Origin of the sequence: Loktanella sp. S4079 (assembly GCF_000967725.1) — a bacterium.
GTDB lineage: Bacteria > Pseudomonadota > Alphaproteobacteria > Rhodobacterales > Rhodobacteraceae > Yoonia.
On sequence record NZ_JXYE01000014.1, the window covers coordinates 1 to 16,877 of the forward strand.

Annotated in this window: 14 protein-coding genes; 10 read left to right on the forward strand and 4 right to left on the reverse strand. The window is 55.9% G+C overall.

Going from position 1 to position 16,877, the window contains the following annotated elements:
• Positions 1-102: 102 nt before the first annotated feature.
• The 9 genes from fghA to TW80_RS16940 all read left to right on the forward strand — a co-directional run bounded on the left by fghA (position 103) and on the right by TW80_RS16940 (position 10,550).
• Positions 103-942 carry an S-formylglutathione hydrolase gene (gene fghA, locus TW80_RS16900; RefSeq protein ID WP_446720143.1) on the forward strand — a complete coding sequence of 280 codons (840 nt, stop codon included), beginning with the start codon at positions 103-105 and terminating at the stop codon, positions 940-942.
• A 28-nt stretch (positions 943-970) separates the two neighbouring features.
• Positions 971-1,396 (forward strand): c-type cytochrome, encoded by a 426-nt coding sequence (locus TW80_RS16905; RefSeq protein WP_052701049.1) that lies wholly within the window; start codon positions 971-973, stop codon positions 1,394-1,396.
• 121 nt (positions 1,397-1,517) lie between these two features.
• A complete protein-coding gene (xoxF5, locus tag TW80_RS16910; protein WP_045998650.1) occupies positions 1,518-3,320 on the forward strand; it encodes a lanthanide-dependent methanol dehydrogenase XoxF5 in 1,803 nt (600 codons plus the stop codon).
• Positions 3,321-3,401: 81 nt separating this feature from the next.
• Positions 3,402-3,914, forward strand: coding sequence for a c-type cytochrome, methanol metabolism-related (locus TW80_RS16915; RefSeq protein WP_045998670.1), 513 nt, complete (start codon positions 3,402-3,404; stop codon positions 3,912-3,914).
• Complete coding sequence (locus TW80_RS16920; protein ID WP_045998651.1) at positions 3,898-4,728, forward strand: substrate-binding domain-containing protein; 831 nt, start codon at positions 3,898-3,900, stop codon at positions 4,726-4,728. The genes TW80_RS16915 and TW80_RS16920 overlap by 17 nt, the downstream gene beginning before the upstream one ends.
• Positions 4,725-5,270, forward strand: a complete 546-nt coding sequence (locus TW80_RS16925; protein WP_342585913.1) for a PQQ-dependent catabolism-associated CXXCW motif protein — start codon at positions 4,725-4,727, stop codon at positions 5,268-5,270. Before TW80_RS16920 ends, TW80_RS16925 begins: the two co-directional genes overlap by 4 nt.
• Positions 5,271-5,327: 57 nt before the next feature.
• Entirely contained in the window at positions 5,328-5,900 is a 573-nt protein-coding gene (locus TW80_RS16930; RefSeq protein ID WP_045998653.1) for an ImuA family protein, read from the forward strand.
• Positions 5,830-7,323 carry a Y-family DNA polymerase gene (locus TW80_RS16935; RefSeq protein WP_045998654.1) on the forward strand — a complete coding sequence of 498 codons (1,494 nt, stop codon included), beginning with the start codon at positions 5,830-5,832 and terminating at the stop codon, positions 7,321-7,323. The genes TW80_RS16930 and TW80_RS16935 overlap by 71 nt, the downstream gene beginning before the upstream one ends.
• Positions 7,320-10,550, forward strand: a complete 3,231-nt coding sequence (locus TW80_RS16940) for an error-prone DNA polymerase (protein WP_084625843.1) — start codon at positions 7,320-7,322, stop codon at positions 10,548-10,550. Before TW80_RS16935 ends, TW80_RS16940 begins: the two co-directional genes overlap by 4 nt.
• Before the next feature lie 94 nt (positions 10,551-10,644).
• Here TW80_RS16940 and TW80_RS16945 read toward each other — a convergent pair whose 3' ends face one another.
• From TW80_RS16945 to araD, 4 genes are read right to left on the reverse strand one after another with little or no spacing between them, the layout of a single operon-like run.
• On the reverse strand, positions 10,645-11,355 hold the full coding sequence (locus TW80_RS16945) for a ribonuclease activity regulator RraA (protein ID WP_045998656.1): 711 nt from the start codon (positions 11,353-11,355) through the stop codon (positions 10,645-10,647).
• A 10-nt stretch (positions 11,356-11,365) separates the two neighbouring features.
• Positions 11,366-12,880, reverse strand: a complete 1,515-nt coding sequence (locus TW80_RS16950) for an aldehyde dehydrogenase (NADP(+)) (protein WP_045998657.1) — start codon at positions 12,878-12,880, stop codon at positions 11,366-11,368.
• An 11-nt stretch (positions 12,881-12,891) separates the two neighbouring features.
• On the reverse strand, positions 12,892-13,785 hold the full coding sequence (locus TW80_RS16955) for a dihydrodipicolinate synthase family protein (protein ID WP_239450581.1): 894 nt from the start codon (positions 13,783-13,785) through the stop codon (positions 12,892-12,894).
• 11 nt (positions 13,786-13,796) lie between these two features.
• On the reverse strand, positions 13,797-15,539 hold the full coding sequence (araD, locus tag TW80_RS16960; RefSeq protein ID WP_045998659.1) for an L-arabinonate dehydratase: 1,743 nt from the start codon (positions 15,537-15,539) through the stop codon (positions 13,797-13,799).
• A 231-nt stretch (positions 15,540-15,770) separates the two neighbouring features.
• On the opposite strand from araD, the gene TW80_RS16965 reads away from it, so the two are divergent.
• Positions 15,771-16,817, forward strand: coding sequence for an ABC transporter substrate-binding protein (locus TW80_RS16965; protein ID WP_045998660.1), 1,047 nt, complete (start codon positions 15,771-15,773; stop codon positions 16,815-16,817).
• Positions 16,818-16,877 lie beyond the last annotated feature (60 nt).

Consider the following 16,877-nt stretch of genomic DNA (forward strand, 5'->3'; position numbering starts at 1 on the left):
AATCGAAATCGACCCCATGATTACCCACAAGCTCAAGCTCGAAGACATCAACAAAGGCTTCGACCTCATGCACGAGGGAAAATCAATCCGCGCTGTCGTGGAATTTTAAACGTGGAACTTGTGTCGCAAAATAAGTGCTTTGACGGCCAACAATCGGTTTACAAACATCAATCATCGGTGTGCGGGGCCGAAATGACTTTTGCCGTCTATTTGCCGCCGCAAGCCCGAGGGCAGTCTGTGCCGCTGCTTTGGTATCTGTCTGGGCTTACGTGCACGCATGAAAACGCCATGACCAAAGGCGGGTTCCAGAAGTATGCTGCGGAATGCGGGATTGCACTTGTTTTTCCCGATACCTCGCCACGTGGCGAAGGGGTCGCAGATGATGAGGCCTATGATCTAGGCATGGGCGCGGGGTTCTATGTGAACGCAACCCAAACCCCATGGAAGCCGCATTTCCAGATGTACGATTACATCGTCAGCGAATTGCGTAGCCTCTTGCAAGGGGCGTTGCCGATCAATGATCGTCACGGGATTACCGGGCATTCAATGGGTGGGCATGGCGCGCTGACCATTGCGATGCGTAATCCCAAAGACTTTGTGTCGTTGTCCGCCTTTGCCCCGATTGTGAATCCCAGCCAATCGGATTGGGGACGCAAACAATTTAGCGCGTATCTTGGCGACGACGAAGCGACATGGGCGCAATATGATGCGACGATCCTGATGTCCGAGGTTGGTTGGCATGGCGATATACTCATCGACCAAGGTGCCGACGATCAGTTCATTGATTTGTTGCGGCCACAAGCCTTTGCGGATGTCGCATCGCGTCGCCGCCAGCCATGTGTGTTGCGCACGCATGAGGGGCACGACCACAGCTACTTTTTTGTTTCCAGCTTTGCCGAAGACCATGTGCTTTGGCACGCCGAACGACTTCATGATGACTAATGACCAAGGCACGAGGAATAGATTTAGGATGAATACAAAGTCTCTTATCGGGATTGCGACAGTTGCAACATTGGCGATGGCGGGTAGCCTTTCGGCAGAAGACCAAGTTGCAGAAGTCGCCTTTGAAATCACGGGTGATGCGGCTGCAGGTGAACGTGTGTTTCGTCGTTGCGCGGCCTGCCATGCGGTCGGTGATGGCGCCGAGGCCAAAGCAGGCCCAGTGTTAAACGGCATTGTTGGCCGCGCTGCAGGTATCGCAGAAGGTTTCGATTATTCGCCCGCATTGCTGGAATTCGCCGCAGCGCAAGAATTGATTTGGGTGCCAGAGACGCTGGATGCGTTTTTGACCAAACCCCGCGAATACATCGACGGCACTAAAATGACTTACGCCGGTTTGCGCAAAGAGGAGGATCGCGCAAACCTCATCGCCTATCTGGCGACATTTGAAGAATAGGAGGGACAAAAGAATGCGAAATACCCAAGGGGGCACGCTCTGTTGGGAATAGCCCGTGAGATCCGGGCGCTGGACGGCAGGGATGGTCGGATCCGGCAATTATACCTTTAGGGAGGTTAAAATGAGAACTACTAAGTACATAGCTGCAGCTTTGCTTGCGTGTTCGACGGTGACAGCGTCCGCAAACGAAGCTTTGATGAGCATGATTGACGACCCAAATCAGTGGGTCATTCAAACTGGGGATTACGCAAACCAACGCTATTCAGAGTTGGATCAGATCAACAAAGACAACGTTGGTGATCTACAGGTTGCGTGGACCTTTTCAACGGGTGTTCTGCGCGGTCACGAAGGATCACCATTGGTGATTGGGGATGTGATGTATGTGCACACGCCATTCCCAAATATTGTCTACGCGCTGGATCTGACCGATGAGGGTCGCATCATTTGGAAATATGAGCCAAAGCAAGACCCGGACGTTATTCCGGTCATGTGCTGTGACACGGTGAACCGTGGTGTGGCCTATGCAGATGGCAAGATTTTCTTGCATCAGGCGGATACCACTGTTGTTGCTCTTAACGCTGATACAGGTGCTGTCGAGTGGAGCGTCATGAACGGCGATCCAGCCTTGGGCGAAACCAACACAGCGACTGTTCTACCTGTCGGTGACAAAGTTATCGTGGGTATTTCTGGTGGTGAATTCGGTGTGCGTGGCTCGGTCACGGCCTACAACATTGCTGATGGTGGCCTCGCATGGCGCGCCTATTCAATGGGGCCTGATAGCGACATCCTTGTTGACCCAGAAACAACTACTCATTTGGGTGTGCCTGTTGGGGCGGATTCTGGCCTGAACACCTGGGAAGGTGATCAGTGGAAAATCGGTGGCGGCACCACTTGGGGCTGGTATTCGTATGATCCCGAAGAGAACCTTGTCTACTATGGCACAGGGAACCCATCGACTTGGAACCCAGCACAGCGTCCTGGTGACAACCGTTGGTCTATGACAATCATGGCCCGCGATGCGGATACTGGCATGGCCAAGTGGTTCTACCAGATGACCCCACACGATGAGTGGGATTATGACGGCATCAACGAAATGATCCTGACCGATCAGGAAATTGATGGTGTTGAGCGTAAACTGCTGACCCACTTTGACCGGAATGGTCTGGGTTATACGTTGGATCGCGTGACAGGCGAGCTGCTGGTCGCTGAAAAATACGATCCGGCAGTCAACTGGACCACTGGCGTTGATATGGACCCTAGCTCTGACACCTACGGGCGTCCGGCAGTTGTGGCCCAATATTCGACCGAGCAAAACGGCGAAGATGTGAACTCGACCGGCATCTGCCCTGCGGCCCTTGGTTCAAAAGACCAACAACCTGCGGCTTATTCGCCTGAAACTGAACTGTTCTACGTGCCAACAAACCACGTTTGCATGGATTATGAGCCGTTCCGCGTCAGCTATACAGCGGGTCAGCCATATGTTGGTGCAACGCTATCCATGTATCCAGCGCCTGACAGCCACGGCGGTATGGGTAACTTTATCGCGTGGGATAACATCAAGGGCGAGATCGTCTGGTCGCTACCAGAGCAGTTCTCGGTTTGGTCGGGTGCCTTGGCCACTGCGGGTGACATCGTGTTCTATGGTACTCTCGAAGGTTACCTAAAGGCCGTCGACGCATCGACAGGTGAAGAGCTTTACAAGTTCAAAACACCTTCGGGCATTATCGGCAACGTGATGACCTACACCCAAGGCGGCAAACAATATGTCGCGATCCTCTCTGGGATCGGTGGCTGGGCCGGGATCGGTCTGGCAGCAGGTCTGACTAACCCGAATGACGGTCTGGGTGCTGTGGGTGGCTACGCCGCGCTAAGCGACTACACCGCATTGGGCGGTCAGATGACAGTCTTTGCGCTGCCTGACTAAGGCCAGTGTTATGAAAATCGGCCGGTGCGACCAATGGGGCCGCGCTGGCCTGCATGCTCAGATTTGGAAGGTCACGACATAATGCGTAATTTCGCAATCTTGCTGGGAACGGCAGCTCTGATGACGGTGGCGCAGGCCGCAACCGCACAAGACACGATCAATATCGACGCCGCCTATAGTGAGGACGGGCGCTACTATACCGAAGAAGATATCCCGACCTTCAATATCAATGAAGCCGGTGAAGTTGACTGGCTGACCTATTCAGGCTTTCGGCGGTATCATTCGGAATGCCACGTCTGCCACGGCCCCGAAGGCGAAGGGTCGACCTATGCGCCCGCGCTCAAGAATTCTGCGCTCGAGATGGATTACTACGACTTTGTCGATGTAGTCGTGAACGGGCGCCAGCGGATCAACGCCGCCGAAAATTCGGTGATGCCTGCCTTTGGCGATAACCCCAATGTCATGTGCTATTTGGATGACATCTATGTTTATCTAAAGGCACGTGGTGTCGAGGCCGTTCCACGTGGACGCCCGGGTGCCAAAGAGGCAAAATCCGATGTCATTCGCGAGGATGAGAATGCCTGCCTTGGCTAAAGGTTTGATTGCCATTTGGTTTGTGCTTTGCGCGTGTATCGCACAGGCACAGACCTCTGACCTTGTGTCTAAAACCGCGTTTCGTGTGTGTGCAGATCCAGCCAATTCGCCGATGTCAAATCGCGAGGAAACCGGATTTGAAAACCAATTGGCAGAGCTTTTCGCGGATCGGCTGGGGCTACCTGTTCAATATGAATGGTATCCCATGTCGACGGGGTTCATCCGTAATACATTACGGGCAAATAAATGTGACGTCGTGATTGGTTATGCGCAGGGGCACGAACTGGTGCTGAACAGCAACCACTATTTCACGTCGGTCTATACGTTTGTCACACGTCAAGATAGCCCCGTAGCTGATGTCGATCATCTCTCTGACGCACGCTTGCAAGGGTTACGCTTGGGGGTGGTTGCGGGGTCTCCTCCGGCGACACATCTTGCGCGCAACGGGCTTATTGCGGATGCGCAGGCGTATAATTTATTTGTTGATCGCCGTCATGAATCTCCGATCCCGGATATGCTCTCGGATTTGCAAAGTGGGGCCATTGATGGGGCATTGATATGGGGACCGATTGCGGGACCTTTGGTCAAAGCGGGTTATCCTGATTTGCAAGTCGCCCCGTTGCTCAAAGAAACGCAGCCCCCGCGTTTGTTTTTTCGGATCACCATGGGGGTGCGTTTGGGCGAAAAAGTATGGCAGCGGCAGTTGAATTCGCTCATTCGCCGTAATCAATCCGATATCAACGCGATCTTGGATCAGGCTGGTGTGCCTTTGGTCAATGACATGGGGACAGAGCCGCTGGACCTATCGCAATGATGCGGCGGTTGGTTCTGGCGATGTGGTTAGCTTGGCCGGGGGTGCTGGCCGCGCAGACAGTCGCAGAACCTGATGGTTACAGAGGCGCGCCCTATCGTGGCGCCGTGCCTGCGACCCTTGCTGGGGCGACAGTGATTGACGTGGCGCAAGCATATTCACTTTGGGAAACGCAAGCTGCGCGCTTTGTCGATGTGTTGCCGCGTCCGCCAAAGCCTGAAAACCTACCCGCGGATACCGTTTGGCGTGAAGAAACTAGGCTCTCAATTCCGGGTGCGATTTGGTTACCAAATGTCGGCTACCAAGAGCTCGCCCCGGAAACACTCAGATATTTCGAGGTTGGACTGGCCGCGGCGGGTGCCGAGGAAAAAGATACACCTTTAGTGTTTTTCTGTCTGAACAATTGCTGGATGTCGTGGAATGCGGCCAAACGTGCGGTTCATGAACTGGGTTATGTGCAGGTCTATTGGTTCCCCGAAGGCACCGATGGCTGGACTGCAGCGGGGTTCCCGACGATTGCGTTGGACCCTTTTGCGTTAAACTAAAGCCAGCCTCGGATGAGGGGCATTTGAAACGCCGCATTGATGCGCTAGTGTTGCGTTATGCAATCTGATCTGACGACACATTTCCCGATGCGTAACGCACGCGTGCACGAGGCTTGCGGCGCTGCTGCGTTGGGGTTTGCGGTGGTCTTTGCGTCTTTGCGGCAGGGGCATGTGCTGCTGATCCGTGAATCGTGGCGGGCTGATGTGGTGAACCCAATGGGTGCTGCGCCTTTCTTTGATCCGGCACGGCTGTTGGTCGCCTTTGTCAAGGATCAGACCGAAGGGCTTGCCGTTATGGAAGAGGCCCTGCGCGATGGAGCCGTCGGTACGGTCATTGCCGAATTGAATAAACCACTGGACCTGACAGCGGGGCGTCGGCTGCAACTCGCGGCAAAGACGGGCAATACAACGGGCCTGTGTTTGATCTCAGAGGATATGGGTAGCAATGCCGCCGAAACACGTTGGAAATGCGATCCTGTTTTTGATCCAAACGGATCAGACTCGACTCTGATGCGCTGGTCACTTATTAAGAACAAATCAGGAACATTGTGTAGTTGGTATGTTCGTTGGAACCCGTATAAATCCGACCCGGCGCATCGTGTCGTTGTGGTTTCCACGCCTGTCAACTGAACGGGTTTTACGGCTGCGCCCGCAGACGGGCCCGTTTGCGCTGACGCTTAAAGAAAGTAACGCCAACCGTATTTATTGCCTGAATGCAGAGGCTGAACAAAGCGGCCTGCATCGCGGTATGCCTTTTTCAGATGCGCGGGCTTTTTGCGCGGGCTTGAATAGTCAAGTGGTGGATCTGGCGGCGGATCAGCGATTTTTATTGGTGCTGCGTCGATGGGCGACCCGCTATTGCCCTTGGGTGGGGCTAGAGGGGCGAGATGGCCTGACACTTGATATTACGGGTTCCGCGCATCTGTTTGGGGGCGAGGTCGCCTTGATTGCTGATATACAACGGCATTTAGCGCGGGCGGGGATCAGCGTGGCGATTGGTGTGGCAGCGACGCGCGGTGCCGCGTGGGCTGTGGCGCATTACGCCGTGAACCCGGCACCTGTCGATGATGCACAGGCAGCTTTGGCCCCGTTACCTGTCGCGGCCCTGCGGTTGGAGAATAAAACAGTTGTGGCGTTGCAGCGTTTGGGGCTGCGTCATATCGGCGATCTGATACAGGCCGCCCGCGCACCGCTGATGCGGCGGTTTGGTCCTGATTTATTGATGCGCTTGGATCAGGCGCTTGGGACCCAACCCGAAGAGATCACCCCGCTGGCTGAGCCACCGCATTACGCCGTGCGGATCACGCTGCCTGATCCAATTGGTCTGGCCGAGGATGTGATGGCTGGCACGGCACGCCTGCTTGATCAGTTGTGCCGTAAACTTGTGTCCAATGGGGTGGGCGCACGTGTTTTGCAGCTGACATTGCGGCGCGTTGACCGCGAAGCGCAGCAAGTTGAATTGCGGCTTGCGCGCGCGTTACATGATCCGGCGCGTATCTTGCCACTATTTGAACGGGCAGTGCAGGGGGTGGATGCGGGATTTGGCATTGATCAATTGCGGCTCGAGGCCAGCCGCGTTGAACAGGTCGTCCAAGAACAGATCAGCCATGTTGCACATAGCAAACAGGATCGGTTGGATGATCTGATTACACGGATTGGAGCACGTATTGGACTGGAAAACATCCAACGATTTTTGCCAGCCGATAGCCATATTCCTGAACGTAGCTTTTTGATTGCACCGGCGGCCTTCTCCACGCCTGATGGGGCTTGGGGGGCACCGCCTTTGTCGCGCCCTTTGCAGCTATTTCCCCCCGAAGGGATCGCCGGACATCAACCGCAACCCCCGACACGATTTCGCTGGCGGCGTATGGGGCTGACAGTCGGACGCGCCATTGGCCCAGAACGGATTGCCCCGGAATGGTGGCTCGAAGATGAAAACTGGCGTTCAGGGCTACGTGACTACTGGCGGATTGAAACCCGCGAAGGGCGCAGACTGTGGCTGTTTTATACACCTCAGGCACCGGCGTGGTTCGTGCACGGAGAATTCGCATGAGCTATGCCGAACTATGCGTCACCAGTAACTTTACCTTTCTCACGGGGGCGTCCCATCCCGAAGAGCTGGTCAATCGGGCCACTCAATTGGGGTTGGCCGCAATTGCGATTACCGACACAAATTCGCTGGCAGGCGTTGTGCGGGCGTACTCGGCGCTAAAGGCGCTGAAGCGAGAGGCCCAAGAAGCAGGCATCGCAAAGAAATTCCCCAAGCTCATCGTCGGATGTCGGTTGGTGTTACGCGATAGCACGACCGACTGGGTGGCGCTGCCCAAAAACAGAGAGGCCTATCAAAGGCTGACCCGGCTTTTGACATTGGGCAAGCGCCGCGCTGAAAAGGGCGATTGCCTGTTGGATCGTCAGGATTTGATCGCATATGGCGAGGGGATGATCCTGATTGCGTTACCCGCGCAGTTGCGTGGCGCGCAGGGTGAATTACAGCGCATGCTGCACCATTTTCCGGGGCATGTGTTTTTGGGGGCGGTGCCACGATATGACGGCAGCGATCAAGCGTATTTCAGCGCCTGTGCCGATATCGCGCTGCGGGCCTCGACCCCGATGGTGGCGGTTGGCGATGTCTTGATGCATCACGGTAAACGCAAACAACTGGCCGATGTGCTGACGTGTATGCGGCATCACATCACCATTGATCAGATCGGCACGCGTGCGCTTGCCAATGCAGAGCGTAGGCTCAAGGGATACGCGGATATGGCCCGCTTGTTTCACGCGCATCCGGCTGCTTTGCGCCGGACATGTGACATTGCGGTGCAGTGCAGCTTTGATCTGGCAGAGCTGAGCTATGAATACCCCGACGAAATCGCGACGGACGAAAGCCCCATGCAGCGTCTGGAACGGTTGGCACGCGAAGGTCTCAGGCGACGTTATCCGCATGGTGCGACCCCCAAGGCTAAAGCGCAGCTTGAAAAAGAACTCAAGCTCGTCGCAAAGCTAGATTTCCCGGCGTATTTTCTAACGGTGCATGACATTGTCGCCTATGCGCGCAGTCAGGGGATTTTGTGCCAAGGGCGTGGGTCTGCCGCGAATTCGATTATCTGTTATCTTTTGGGGATCACGGATGTCAGCCCCGAAGTCATCACCATGGTGGTTGAGCGCTTTGTTTCTGAGCATCGCGGCGAGCCCCCCGATATCGACGTGGATTTCGAACATGAACGCCGCGAAGAGGTGATCCAGTGGATTTACGAACGCTATGGCCGCCATCGGGCTGGGCTATGTGCGACCGTGATCCATTTTCGGTCGCGTGCTGCAATCAAAGAGGTCGGCAAGGTGATGGGGCTATCCCAAGACGTCACCGCCGGGCTGTCGGGGCAGGTCTGGGGGATATCGAATGGTGGTGCCGATCCTGAACAGCTTCGGGAATTGGGGCTGGACCCCCAAGATCGGCGGCTTGCACAGACTATTCGGCTGATCAGTGAAATTATCGGATTTCCACGTCATCTGTCGCAACATGTTGGCGGGTTTGTCATCACCAAAGGACGTCTGGACGAACTGTGCCCAATTGAAAACGCAGCTATGGATGATCGGACCATCATTGAATGGGACAAGGATGATATTGACGCGCTTGGCATTCTTAAGGTCGATGTGCTGAGCTTAGGAATGCTGACCTGTATCCGCAAAAGCTTTGACTTGTTGCAGCAGCATGAAAACCAGATGCTGAGCATTGCCACGGTGCCCCAAGAAGATACCGCAACCTATGATATGCTTTGTGTTGCAGATGCTGTTGGGGTGTTTCAGGTCGAAAGCCGGGCACAGATGAATTTCCTGCCGCGGATGAAGCCGCGCGAATTTTACGATCTTGTGATCGAGGTTGCGATCGTGCGGCCCGGCCCCATTCAGGGTGGCATGGTGCAGCCCTACATTAAGCGCCGCCAAGGGTTGGAAAAACCGGAGCCTTTCGGCGATGCCTTGTCCGAGGTGACACGACGTACGCTTGGAGTGCCGCTCTTTCAGGAACAAGCGATGCAGATTGCGGTCGTGGGCGCCGGGTTTTCCCCGGAAGAAGCCGACCATCTGCGCCGGTCACTGGCATCATTCCGGCGTATGGGGACGATTGGCCTGTTCCGGGATAAGTTCGTCAGCGGCATGCTGGAAAATGGCTATAGTCCTGAGGTCGCCGAACGGTGTTTTTCGCAGATCGAAGGCTTTGCTGATTATGGCTTCCCAGAGAGCCACGCGGCGGCCTTTGCCATGCTTGCTTATGTGTCCGCTTGGTTGAAATGTCACCATCCCGCTATTTTCACCTGTGCCTTGCTGAATTCGCAGCCGATGGGATTTTATGCGCCTGCACAGCTTGTGCGTGATGCGCGTGAACATCATGTCGAGGTCAGACCCATTTGCGTCAACGCGAGCACATGGGACAACACTCTTGAACGACGTGCGGATGGGGCCTTGGCGTTGCGGCTGGGATTTCGACAGATCAAAGGGCTGCGCGAAGACGATGCCAATTGGATCGCAGCAGCACGCGGTAACGGCTATCCCGACCCCGAGGCCGTCTGGTTGCGTGCCGGTGTATCCCCACAAACGTTGGAACGTCTGGCCGAGGCCGATGCGTTTTCGGGCATGGGGTTGCGGCGGCGCGATGCGCTGTGGAAGGTCAAAGCGATCCGCGCGCATCAGCCGCTCCCGCTGTTTAATGACCCCATTGATGGTGAGAATATTCGCGAACCTCTCGTTGCTTTGCCGACGATGCATCTGGGCGAAGAAGTTGTAGAAGATTACGTTTCCATGCGCCTGACGCTACGGGCACACCCGATGGAATTATTACGTCCTTCGATGCCAGGCATTGTGCCGCATGATCAGCTACAGGCTGTTCCCTTGGGGCGGGTCAGCCTATGCGGTTTGGTGATCACGCGCCAACGCCCCGGTACGGCATCAGGGGTGATTTTTCTAACCCTTGAGGATGAAACTGGCGTCTCAAATATTGTGGTCTGGCCCAAGATTTACGAAAAATACCGCCAAGTCGTCATGGGCGCGCGGCTCTTGCGAGTGACGGGATATCTCCAGCGTGAAGGTATGATCGTGCATGTCATCGCCCAAAAGGTCGAGGACATGTCTGGCTATCTGGCCGAGTTGGGGCATCCATTAGATGGCGCGGTGGGGATCACGCAGCCCAACACCGACGACAGCCCACGCCCCGCGCGCTATCCGCCACGCGCACGCCATCCCCGCGAACAAGCCAAACGGCTATTCCCCAGCCGTGATTTTCATTGACAATAGCACACTACGGACGATGGGCGAAGTTATGGTATGCCAGTTGAGCCAACCGCTGCGATTGGGCGGATGGCTCTTTTGGGGCTTTGTAGTCTTACCGATTATTGGCGGCGCGCCATGTTTCAAAATCCTTGCGGTGTTCGTCTTTGGTACAAGGATACAGGCCGATGATTGCTTCGCCGTCTTTTACGCGTTCGACGACGAAATCCTCATAGGCTGTCATTTCTACGGCTTCGGTTGCGATCTCGTCGGCGAGGTGCGCAGGGATCACAATCACGCAGTCTGCATCACCCACGATGATGTCACCGGGAAAGACTGGGGCGTCGCCGCAGCCGATCGGTTCGTTTATGGCGATCGCCTCGTTATTAGTTAGGTTTGTCGGGCTGGAAGGCCGGGTGTGATAGGCAGGAATATCCAGTTCTGCGATCACTGCCGCATCACGAAAACCGCCATCTGTGACAACACCTGCGCCGCCACGTTTCATTAGCCGGGTGATCAAGATATCCCCGGCCGAGGCCGCATCAGCCTGTTTTCGGCTATCCATCACCAGCACCGCACCTTCGGGGCAGGTTTCAATCGCGACCCGCTGCGGGTGCTCTGGGTTGCGGAACTCTGTGAGGGTATTGCGGTCTTCGCGGGCAGGCATATAGCGCAGGGTAAAGGCGGGGCCGACCATATTTTTGCCTTTCCAGCCCACAGGGTGAACACCTTGGATGACCTGATGACGCAGGCCGCGTTTATACAGCGCTGTCGCGAGGGTTGCGACGGACACGCCCATCAGCTTTTCACGTGTTTCGTTGTTCATCTGATCTATCCTATGCAAGGTCTGCGGGCAAAATGCCGGTCGGAAGGTTTTGGTAGCAAACAGGTCGCAAGAAACGCCGGATTGCCATTGTGCCAACTGAAGTTGCGCCAAAGTTGGTCGAAGCAGGATATGGACCGCCATGGACCATTGTATCCGAGACTTCGACGCCGGTCGGGAAACCGTTGGCAAGGATGCGACCTGCTTTGCGTTCCAGAATTGGCAAAAGGCTGCGCGCATCGTCGCTATCGGCGTCATCCATATGCAGGGTGCAGGTCAGCTGCCCTTCGAGCGCGCGCGCGATGGTGCGCATTTCGTCCATGTCTTTGACGATGACGACCATGCCTAGCGGGCCAAAGACCTCTTCTCCGAGTGCAGTGTTGGCCAGCCAATCGGCGCCAGTTGTGACGAAGAGATAAGGCGTTGCGTTGCGTAAATCACAGCTGGTTGTCAGCACGCTGCGCACACCAGCAGATGCGGCAATGCGGTCGCGCCCGTCGCGATAGGCGGCGGCGATGCCGTCGGTCAGCATGACTTGGGCATCAGTTTCGCCAAGCGCCTTGGCTGCGGTGTCGATGTAGGCTTGGGCTTCTGGGCCATCAAGCACAACAGAAATACCGGGGTTGGTGCAGAATTGCCCCGCACCCATGGTGAGCGACCCGGCCCAGCCAGTTGCGATGTCATTGCCGCGTGCCTTCATTGCAGCGGGCAATAGAAACATCGGATTAACACTGCCCAATTCCCCAAAGAATGGGATCGGTTCGGGACGCTGTGCGCAGAGATCAAACAATGCGCGACCGCCACCGAGTGAACCGGTGAAGCCAACGGCCTTGATCAGGGGATGCTGTACTAGTGCTTGGCCGACATCGCGTTTGCCACCTTGGATCAAGGAAAAGACACCTGCGTGCAGGCCGCATTTTTGAATGGCCGCGTGGATCGCTTCGGCGACAATTTCACCTGTGCCCGGATGTGCGCTGTGGCCTTTGACCACAACCGGGCAACCCGCAGCCAGTGCCGATGCCGTATCACCGCCCGCAGTTGAGAACGCCAAAGGAAAGTTTGACGCGCCAAAGACCGCGACAGGGCCAACCGGGCGCTGCATCAGGTGCAGTTCTGGCCGGGGAAGGGGCGCGCGATCCGGCAAGGCCGCGTCGTGGCGGCGATCAAGGTATTCGCCATCTAGAATGTGCTGCGCAAAGAGGCGTAGCTGGCCGACTGTCCGCCCGCGTTCACCGATCAGGCGCGCTTCGGGAAGGCCAGTTTCTTGGGTGCCGATTTGCGTAATCGCATCGCCGCGTGCGTCGATTTCATCGGCGATAGCGTTCAAGAACGCTGCGCGCTCTGCGCGCGTGCTATAGCCATATGACCAAAACGCATCTTCGGCGGCTTTGACGGCCTGATCTACAAGGTCGGGGGTGCCGACACAGAAATCATGGGCGTCACCATGCGCTGGATCAGAACGAAAGCTATGATCTGTCGCGACCCAAGTGCCAGCGATCAGGTGTTTGCCATGTGGAACAAAGCTCATTGGTTTATGTCCTATGTCAGCTTGTTATCGGTGAGAAATTTCAACATCTGTGCTTGCTGCGCATCGCTCAGCGGCCAAGCGGATGGCGGTCGTGTCGGACCACAGTCATGGCCAGTTGCGATAAGCGCGGCCTTTACCCCGGTGACGTTGGTGCCATTGAGTTCTTCGGCGCGGATGTCCTCAAACGGGATCATATCTGCGATGAGTTGCTGTGCCGCAGTATAGTTACCCTCGGCCAACGCCTTGTGAATTGCGACGGAACGATCCGGCCAAATGTTGATTAGTCCGGAGGTGAAGCCACGCGCGCCAACGGCATACATGGGCGGTGCCCAGACCTCGGCCAGACCACAAACCCAGGTGATTGACCGTTCGCAGGCAGCGATGGCTTTGGACAGGTTCATGACGTTTGGCGTGGCCCATTTCACGCCCTTTACACCGTCAATATCGCAGAGCGCCTGAATGCCGCTGATCCCGATGGCGTCATTGCGCAGATACAGCATGATTGGCAATCCGCCAGATGCTTTGCTGATCTCTTTGACGTATTCCACGGTGCCGCGCGGTGCCACGAAGGGATCCGGCGGCTGATGGATCATCAATGCGGTTGCGCCAGCTTCGGCGGAAACTTCGGCCAATTTGCAGGCGTCTTTGATACCGCGTCCGATGCCAGCCAAGACAGGCGCGCGCCCATCGACCATGGCGCAGACTTCGCGGGCCATTGTGCAAGCCTCGTCGGTGGTCAGCGCGTAGAATTCGCCTGTGTTGCCATTGACGACAGGCATGTGCATGCCAGCAGCCAATGCGCGGTCAATGATCGGGGACAGTTTTGCCGGGGCGATGTTGCCTGCGTCGTCATAAGGGGTCACTAAGATACCGGAAATTCCGGCGAGTGCGTTGTCGAGATCCATTGCAGTCATCCTTAGAAAATGTCGGGCTCGCCCGCTGCGGGGCCAAAGTCGCGTTCGAGGAAGTCAAAGTCGCAGCCTTTGTCCGCCTGCTGAATATGTTGTGAGAACATGTAGCCATATCCACGCTGGAAACGGGCAGGTGGCTGTTTCCATTCCGCGCGGCGGCGTTCCAGTTCTTCGTCAGACACCAACATGTCCAAGCGCCGGTTCGGCACGTTCAGTTTGACGATATCGCCGGTCTTGAGCAGAGCCAAAGGTCCGCCGACGTAGCTTTCTGGGGCCACGTGCAAAACGCATGCCCCGTAGGAGGTACCTGACATGCGTGCGTCTGAAATCCGCAACATGTCGCGGTGACCTTGCTTGATCAGTGCTTTGGGGATCGGCAGCATTCCCCATTCGGGCATGCCCGGTCCACCTTGCGGACCTGCATTACGTAAAACGAGCACGGTGTCGGGTGTGACGTCTAGGTTTTCGTCGTCAATCGCGGCTTTCATTTCGGGATAGCTATCAAAGACCAGCGCCGGGCCTTCGTGCTCATAGTATTTCGGATCGCATGCTGCGGGCTTAATCACAGCGCCATCAGGGCAAAGGTTGCCGCGCAACAGTGCGAGCGACCCTTCGTGATAAACCGGGTTGGAAAGCGGACGGATCACATCGTCATTGTAGACGACCGCGCCTTCCAATCCTTCACCCAGCGTCTGTCCCGTGACGGTGATACAGCTCGTATCGAGCCGTTCTTCGATTTGCTTCATCAAGGCGCGCAGCCCGCCTGCGAAATAGAAATCTTCCATCAGGTAATCTTTGCCCGATGGGCGCACGTTCGCGATGAGAGGCGTCGAGCGGCCCAGTGCGTCCAGATCATCCAGATCAAGATCAACGCCCGCGCGCCGTGCCATCGCGATCAGGTGCACAACGGCGTTGGTCGAACATCCGGTTGCCATTGCAACGATTGCAGCGTTCCGAACAGAGGCATCTGTGATGATGTCTGCGGGTTTTAGGTCTTCCCACACCATATCGACAATGCGGCGGCCCGAATCGGAACCGAGCCGTTGGTGTCCGCTATCTGCGGCGGGCACCGAGGATGCGCCCGGAAGCGTCAGCCCCATCGCATCCGTAATCGCGGTCATGGTCGAGGCCGTGCCCATGGTCATACAGGTGCCTGCCGACCGGGCAATCCCGCCCTGCACGCCGAGCCATTCGGAATCCGAGATATTGCCAGCGCGGCGTTCATCCCAGTATTTCCAAGCGTCAGAACCTGAACCCAACGTCTTGCCAGCAAAGTTACCGCGCAGCATTGGCCCAGCCGGCAAAAAGATCATTGGAACGCCCGCAGTAATCGCGCCCATCACCAGTCCGGGGGTGGTTTTGTCGCATCCGCCCATCAGCACAACACCGTCCAGCGGGTGAGAGCGGATCATCTCTTCGGTCTCCATCGCGAGCATGTTGCGATAGAGCATTGAGGTCGGTTTGGTGAACGATTCGTCTACCGAAAGGGCAGGGAGTTCAACAGGGAAGCCGCCCGCCTGCAATACGCCGCGTTTGACGTCTTTGACACGTTCAGGGAAGTGCGAATGGCAAGAGTTCAGCTCTGACCATGTATTGAGAATCCCGATGATCGGGCGATCACGATATTCCTCATCCGTATAGCCCAACTGCATCATACGGGACCGGTGGCCAAACGACCGAAGGTCATCAGGCGCAAACCAACGTGCACTACGCAGTTGATCCGGAGTTATTCTATTTCGTTCGGACAAGTGATCCTCCCCACTTCTCGATATTTCACATTTATGTATGCGCAAACATTTTTGGAGGTCAACGGTATTCCGGATATTTTTCTCAAGTTTAACTATTTTGATTGAGGCTATTGACAGGCGCTCTGCGTTCGTGTTGGAAAATATGTATGCGCTTTCATAAATGCGCTCTGGACAGGTGGAGATGTCCGACACTATTAATCGAAACGGCCCCAAGGCCGCTGGGAGGAAACTATGAACTTTACCCGCCGCACACTTTTGGCAGCTGCATCTGCGACTGCGCTTGTATCGGCCCCGATCGCTGCGTCTGCTGATGGATTGCCCCGCAACGTCCGTATGGTCATTGGCTCAACTTCGACTGGTGGTGACACCTATCAGAACTCTGCAATTGTGGCCGAGGCCCTGTCAGAGCATCTGGGAATCAACATCAAAGTTGATGCAGTCGGCGCATCAGAGGCGTTCAAAGCCCTGAACCGTGACAGCCGCGGTAGCACGATCATGATCTTCCACGATCAGTCATATTTGGGTAATCTTTATGGCCGCGAGGGCTATGATGATCCATTTGCGAACTATGTCGTTGGTCCAACTGTCGCGATTAACCCCGGCAACGCCTATCTGGTACCTGCCGAAAGCCCATATCAGTCGATGGACGATATTCTGACAGCTGCTGAAAACGGTGAGCGCGTGCGCGTCGCGATCCAACCGGGTGGTGTTTCCGAGATCGGCTTTTCCGCGATGAAGAATGCGGCACAGGTCCGTGCACCGGGTTCCGAAGAAAACATCGTCGCCGTGAACACCGGATCTCAGTCGGACAAAAACCAAGCCATGTGGGATGATCTGGCGGATGTGATCAACGGATCTATCCAAGCGAACGAACAGTTCACCCAGCTTGAGGATGGTGACGACAAAGGCATGCGCTTTGTCTGGATCACAGCACGTGACACCACATTGGAGCAGGCACCAGAGGCAGGAATGGGCGGCACGACCCGCGACGACATGCTGGCATATGCATCGCCGGAAACATCTGTGACCCTCGATGGATCGGCTGATTTCACTTTTGACAAAGAGTTCTTCTTTTTGTTCAACCCGGAAATGGACCCGGCGATCATTGATCAAATCGATACAGCGCTGACTGAAATCTACGCAGCGGGTGAAATCCAAGAACGTCAGAAAGCTTCGTTCTTTATTCCGAACTTCTTGCCATCCGCAGAAGCGAACGCGCATCTTACGCAAAAGCGCGATACTTATGCAGACGTGATTGCAGCAATCGCTGGTAACTAATCAAAGCAAGCGGGGCGCGCGCAATGCGTGTCCCGCCTGTATCAAATTTCGGGGAAAGTG

What these genes read in the sequence shown, in the direction of transcription:
- TW80_RS16905 (WP_052701049.1), top strand. Translation starts at nt 971, where the DNA reads ATGAATACAAAGTCTCTTATCGGGATTGCGACAGTTGCAACATTGGCG.
- xoxF5 (WP_045998650.1), top strand. Translation starts at nt 1,518, where the DNA reads ATGAGAACTACTAAGTACATAGCTGCAGCTTTGCTTGCGTGTTCGACG.
- TW80_RS16915 (WP_045998670.1), top strand. Translation starts at nt 3,402, where the DNA reads ATGCGTAATTTCGCAATCTTGCTGGGAACGGCAGCTCTGATGACGGTG.
- TW80_RS16920 (WP_045998651.1), top strand. Translation starts at nt 3,898, where the DNA reads ATGCCTGCCTTGGCTAAAGGTTTGATTGCCATTTGGTTTGTGCTTTGC.
- TW80_RS16925 (WP_342585913.1), top strand. Translation starts at nt 4,725, where the DNA reads ATGATGCGGCGGTTGGTTCTGGCGATGTGGTTAGCTTGGCCGGGGGTG.
- TW80_RS16930 (WP_045998653.1), top strand. Translation starts at nt 5,328, where the DNA reads ATGCAATCTGATCTGACGACACATTTCCCGATGCGTAACGCACGCGTG.
- TW80_RS16935 (WP_045998654.1), top strand. Translation starts at nt 5,830, where the DNA reads ATGTTCGTTGGAACCCGTATAAATCCGACCCGGCGCATCGTGTCGTTG.
- TW80_RS16940 (WP_084625843.1), top strand. Translation starts at nt 7,320, where the DNA reads ATGAGCTATGCCGAACTATGCGTCACCAGTAACTTTACCTTTCTCACG.
- TW80_RS16945 (WP_045998656.1), bottom strand. Translation starts at nt 11,355, where the DNA reads ATGAACAACGAAACACGTGAAAAGCTGATGGGCGTGTCCGTCGCAACC.
- TW80_RS16950 (WP_045998657.1), bottom strand. Translation starts at nt 12,880, where the DNA reads ATGAGCTTTGTTCCACATGGCAAACACCTGATCGCTGGCACTTGGGTC.
- TW80_RS16955 (WP_239450581.1), bottom strand. Translation starts at nt 13,785, where the DNA reads ATGGATCTCGACAACGCACTCGCCGGAATTTCCGGTATCTTAGTGACC.
- TW80_RS16965 (WP_045998660.1), top strand. Translation starts at nt 15,771, where the DNA reads ATGAACTTTACCCGCCGCACACTTTTGGCAGCTGCATCTGCGACTGCG.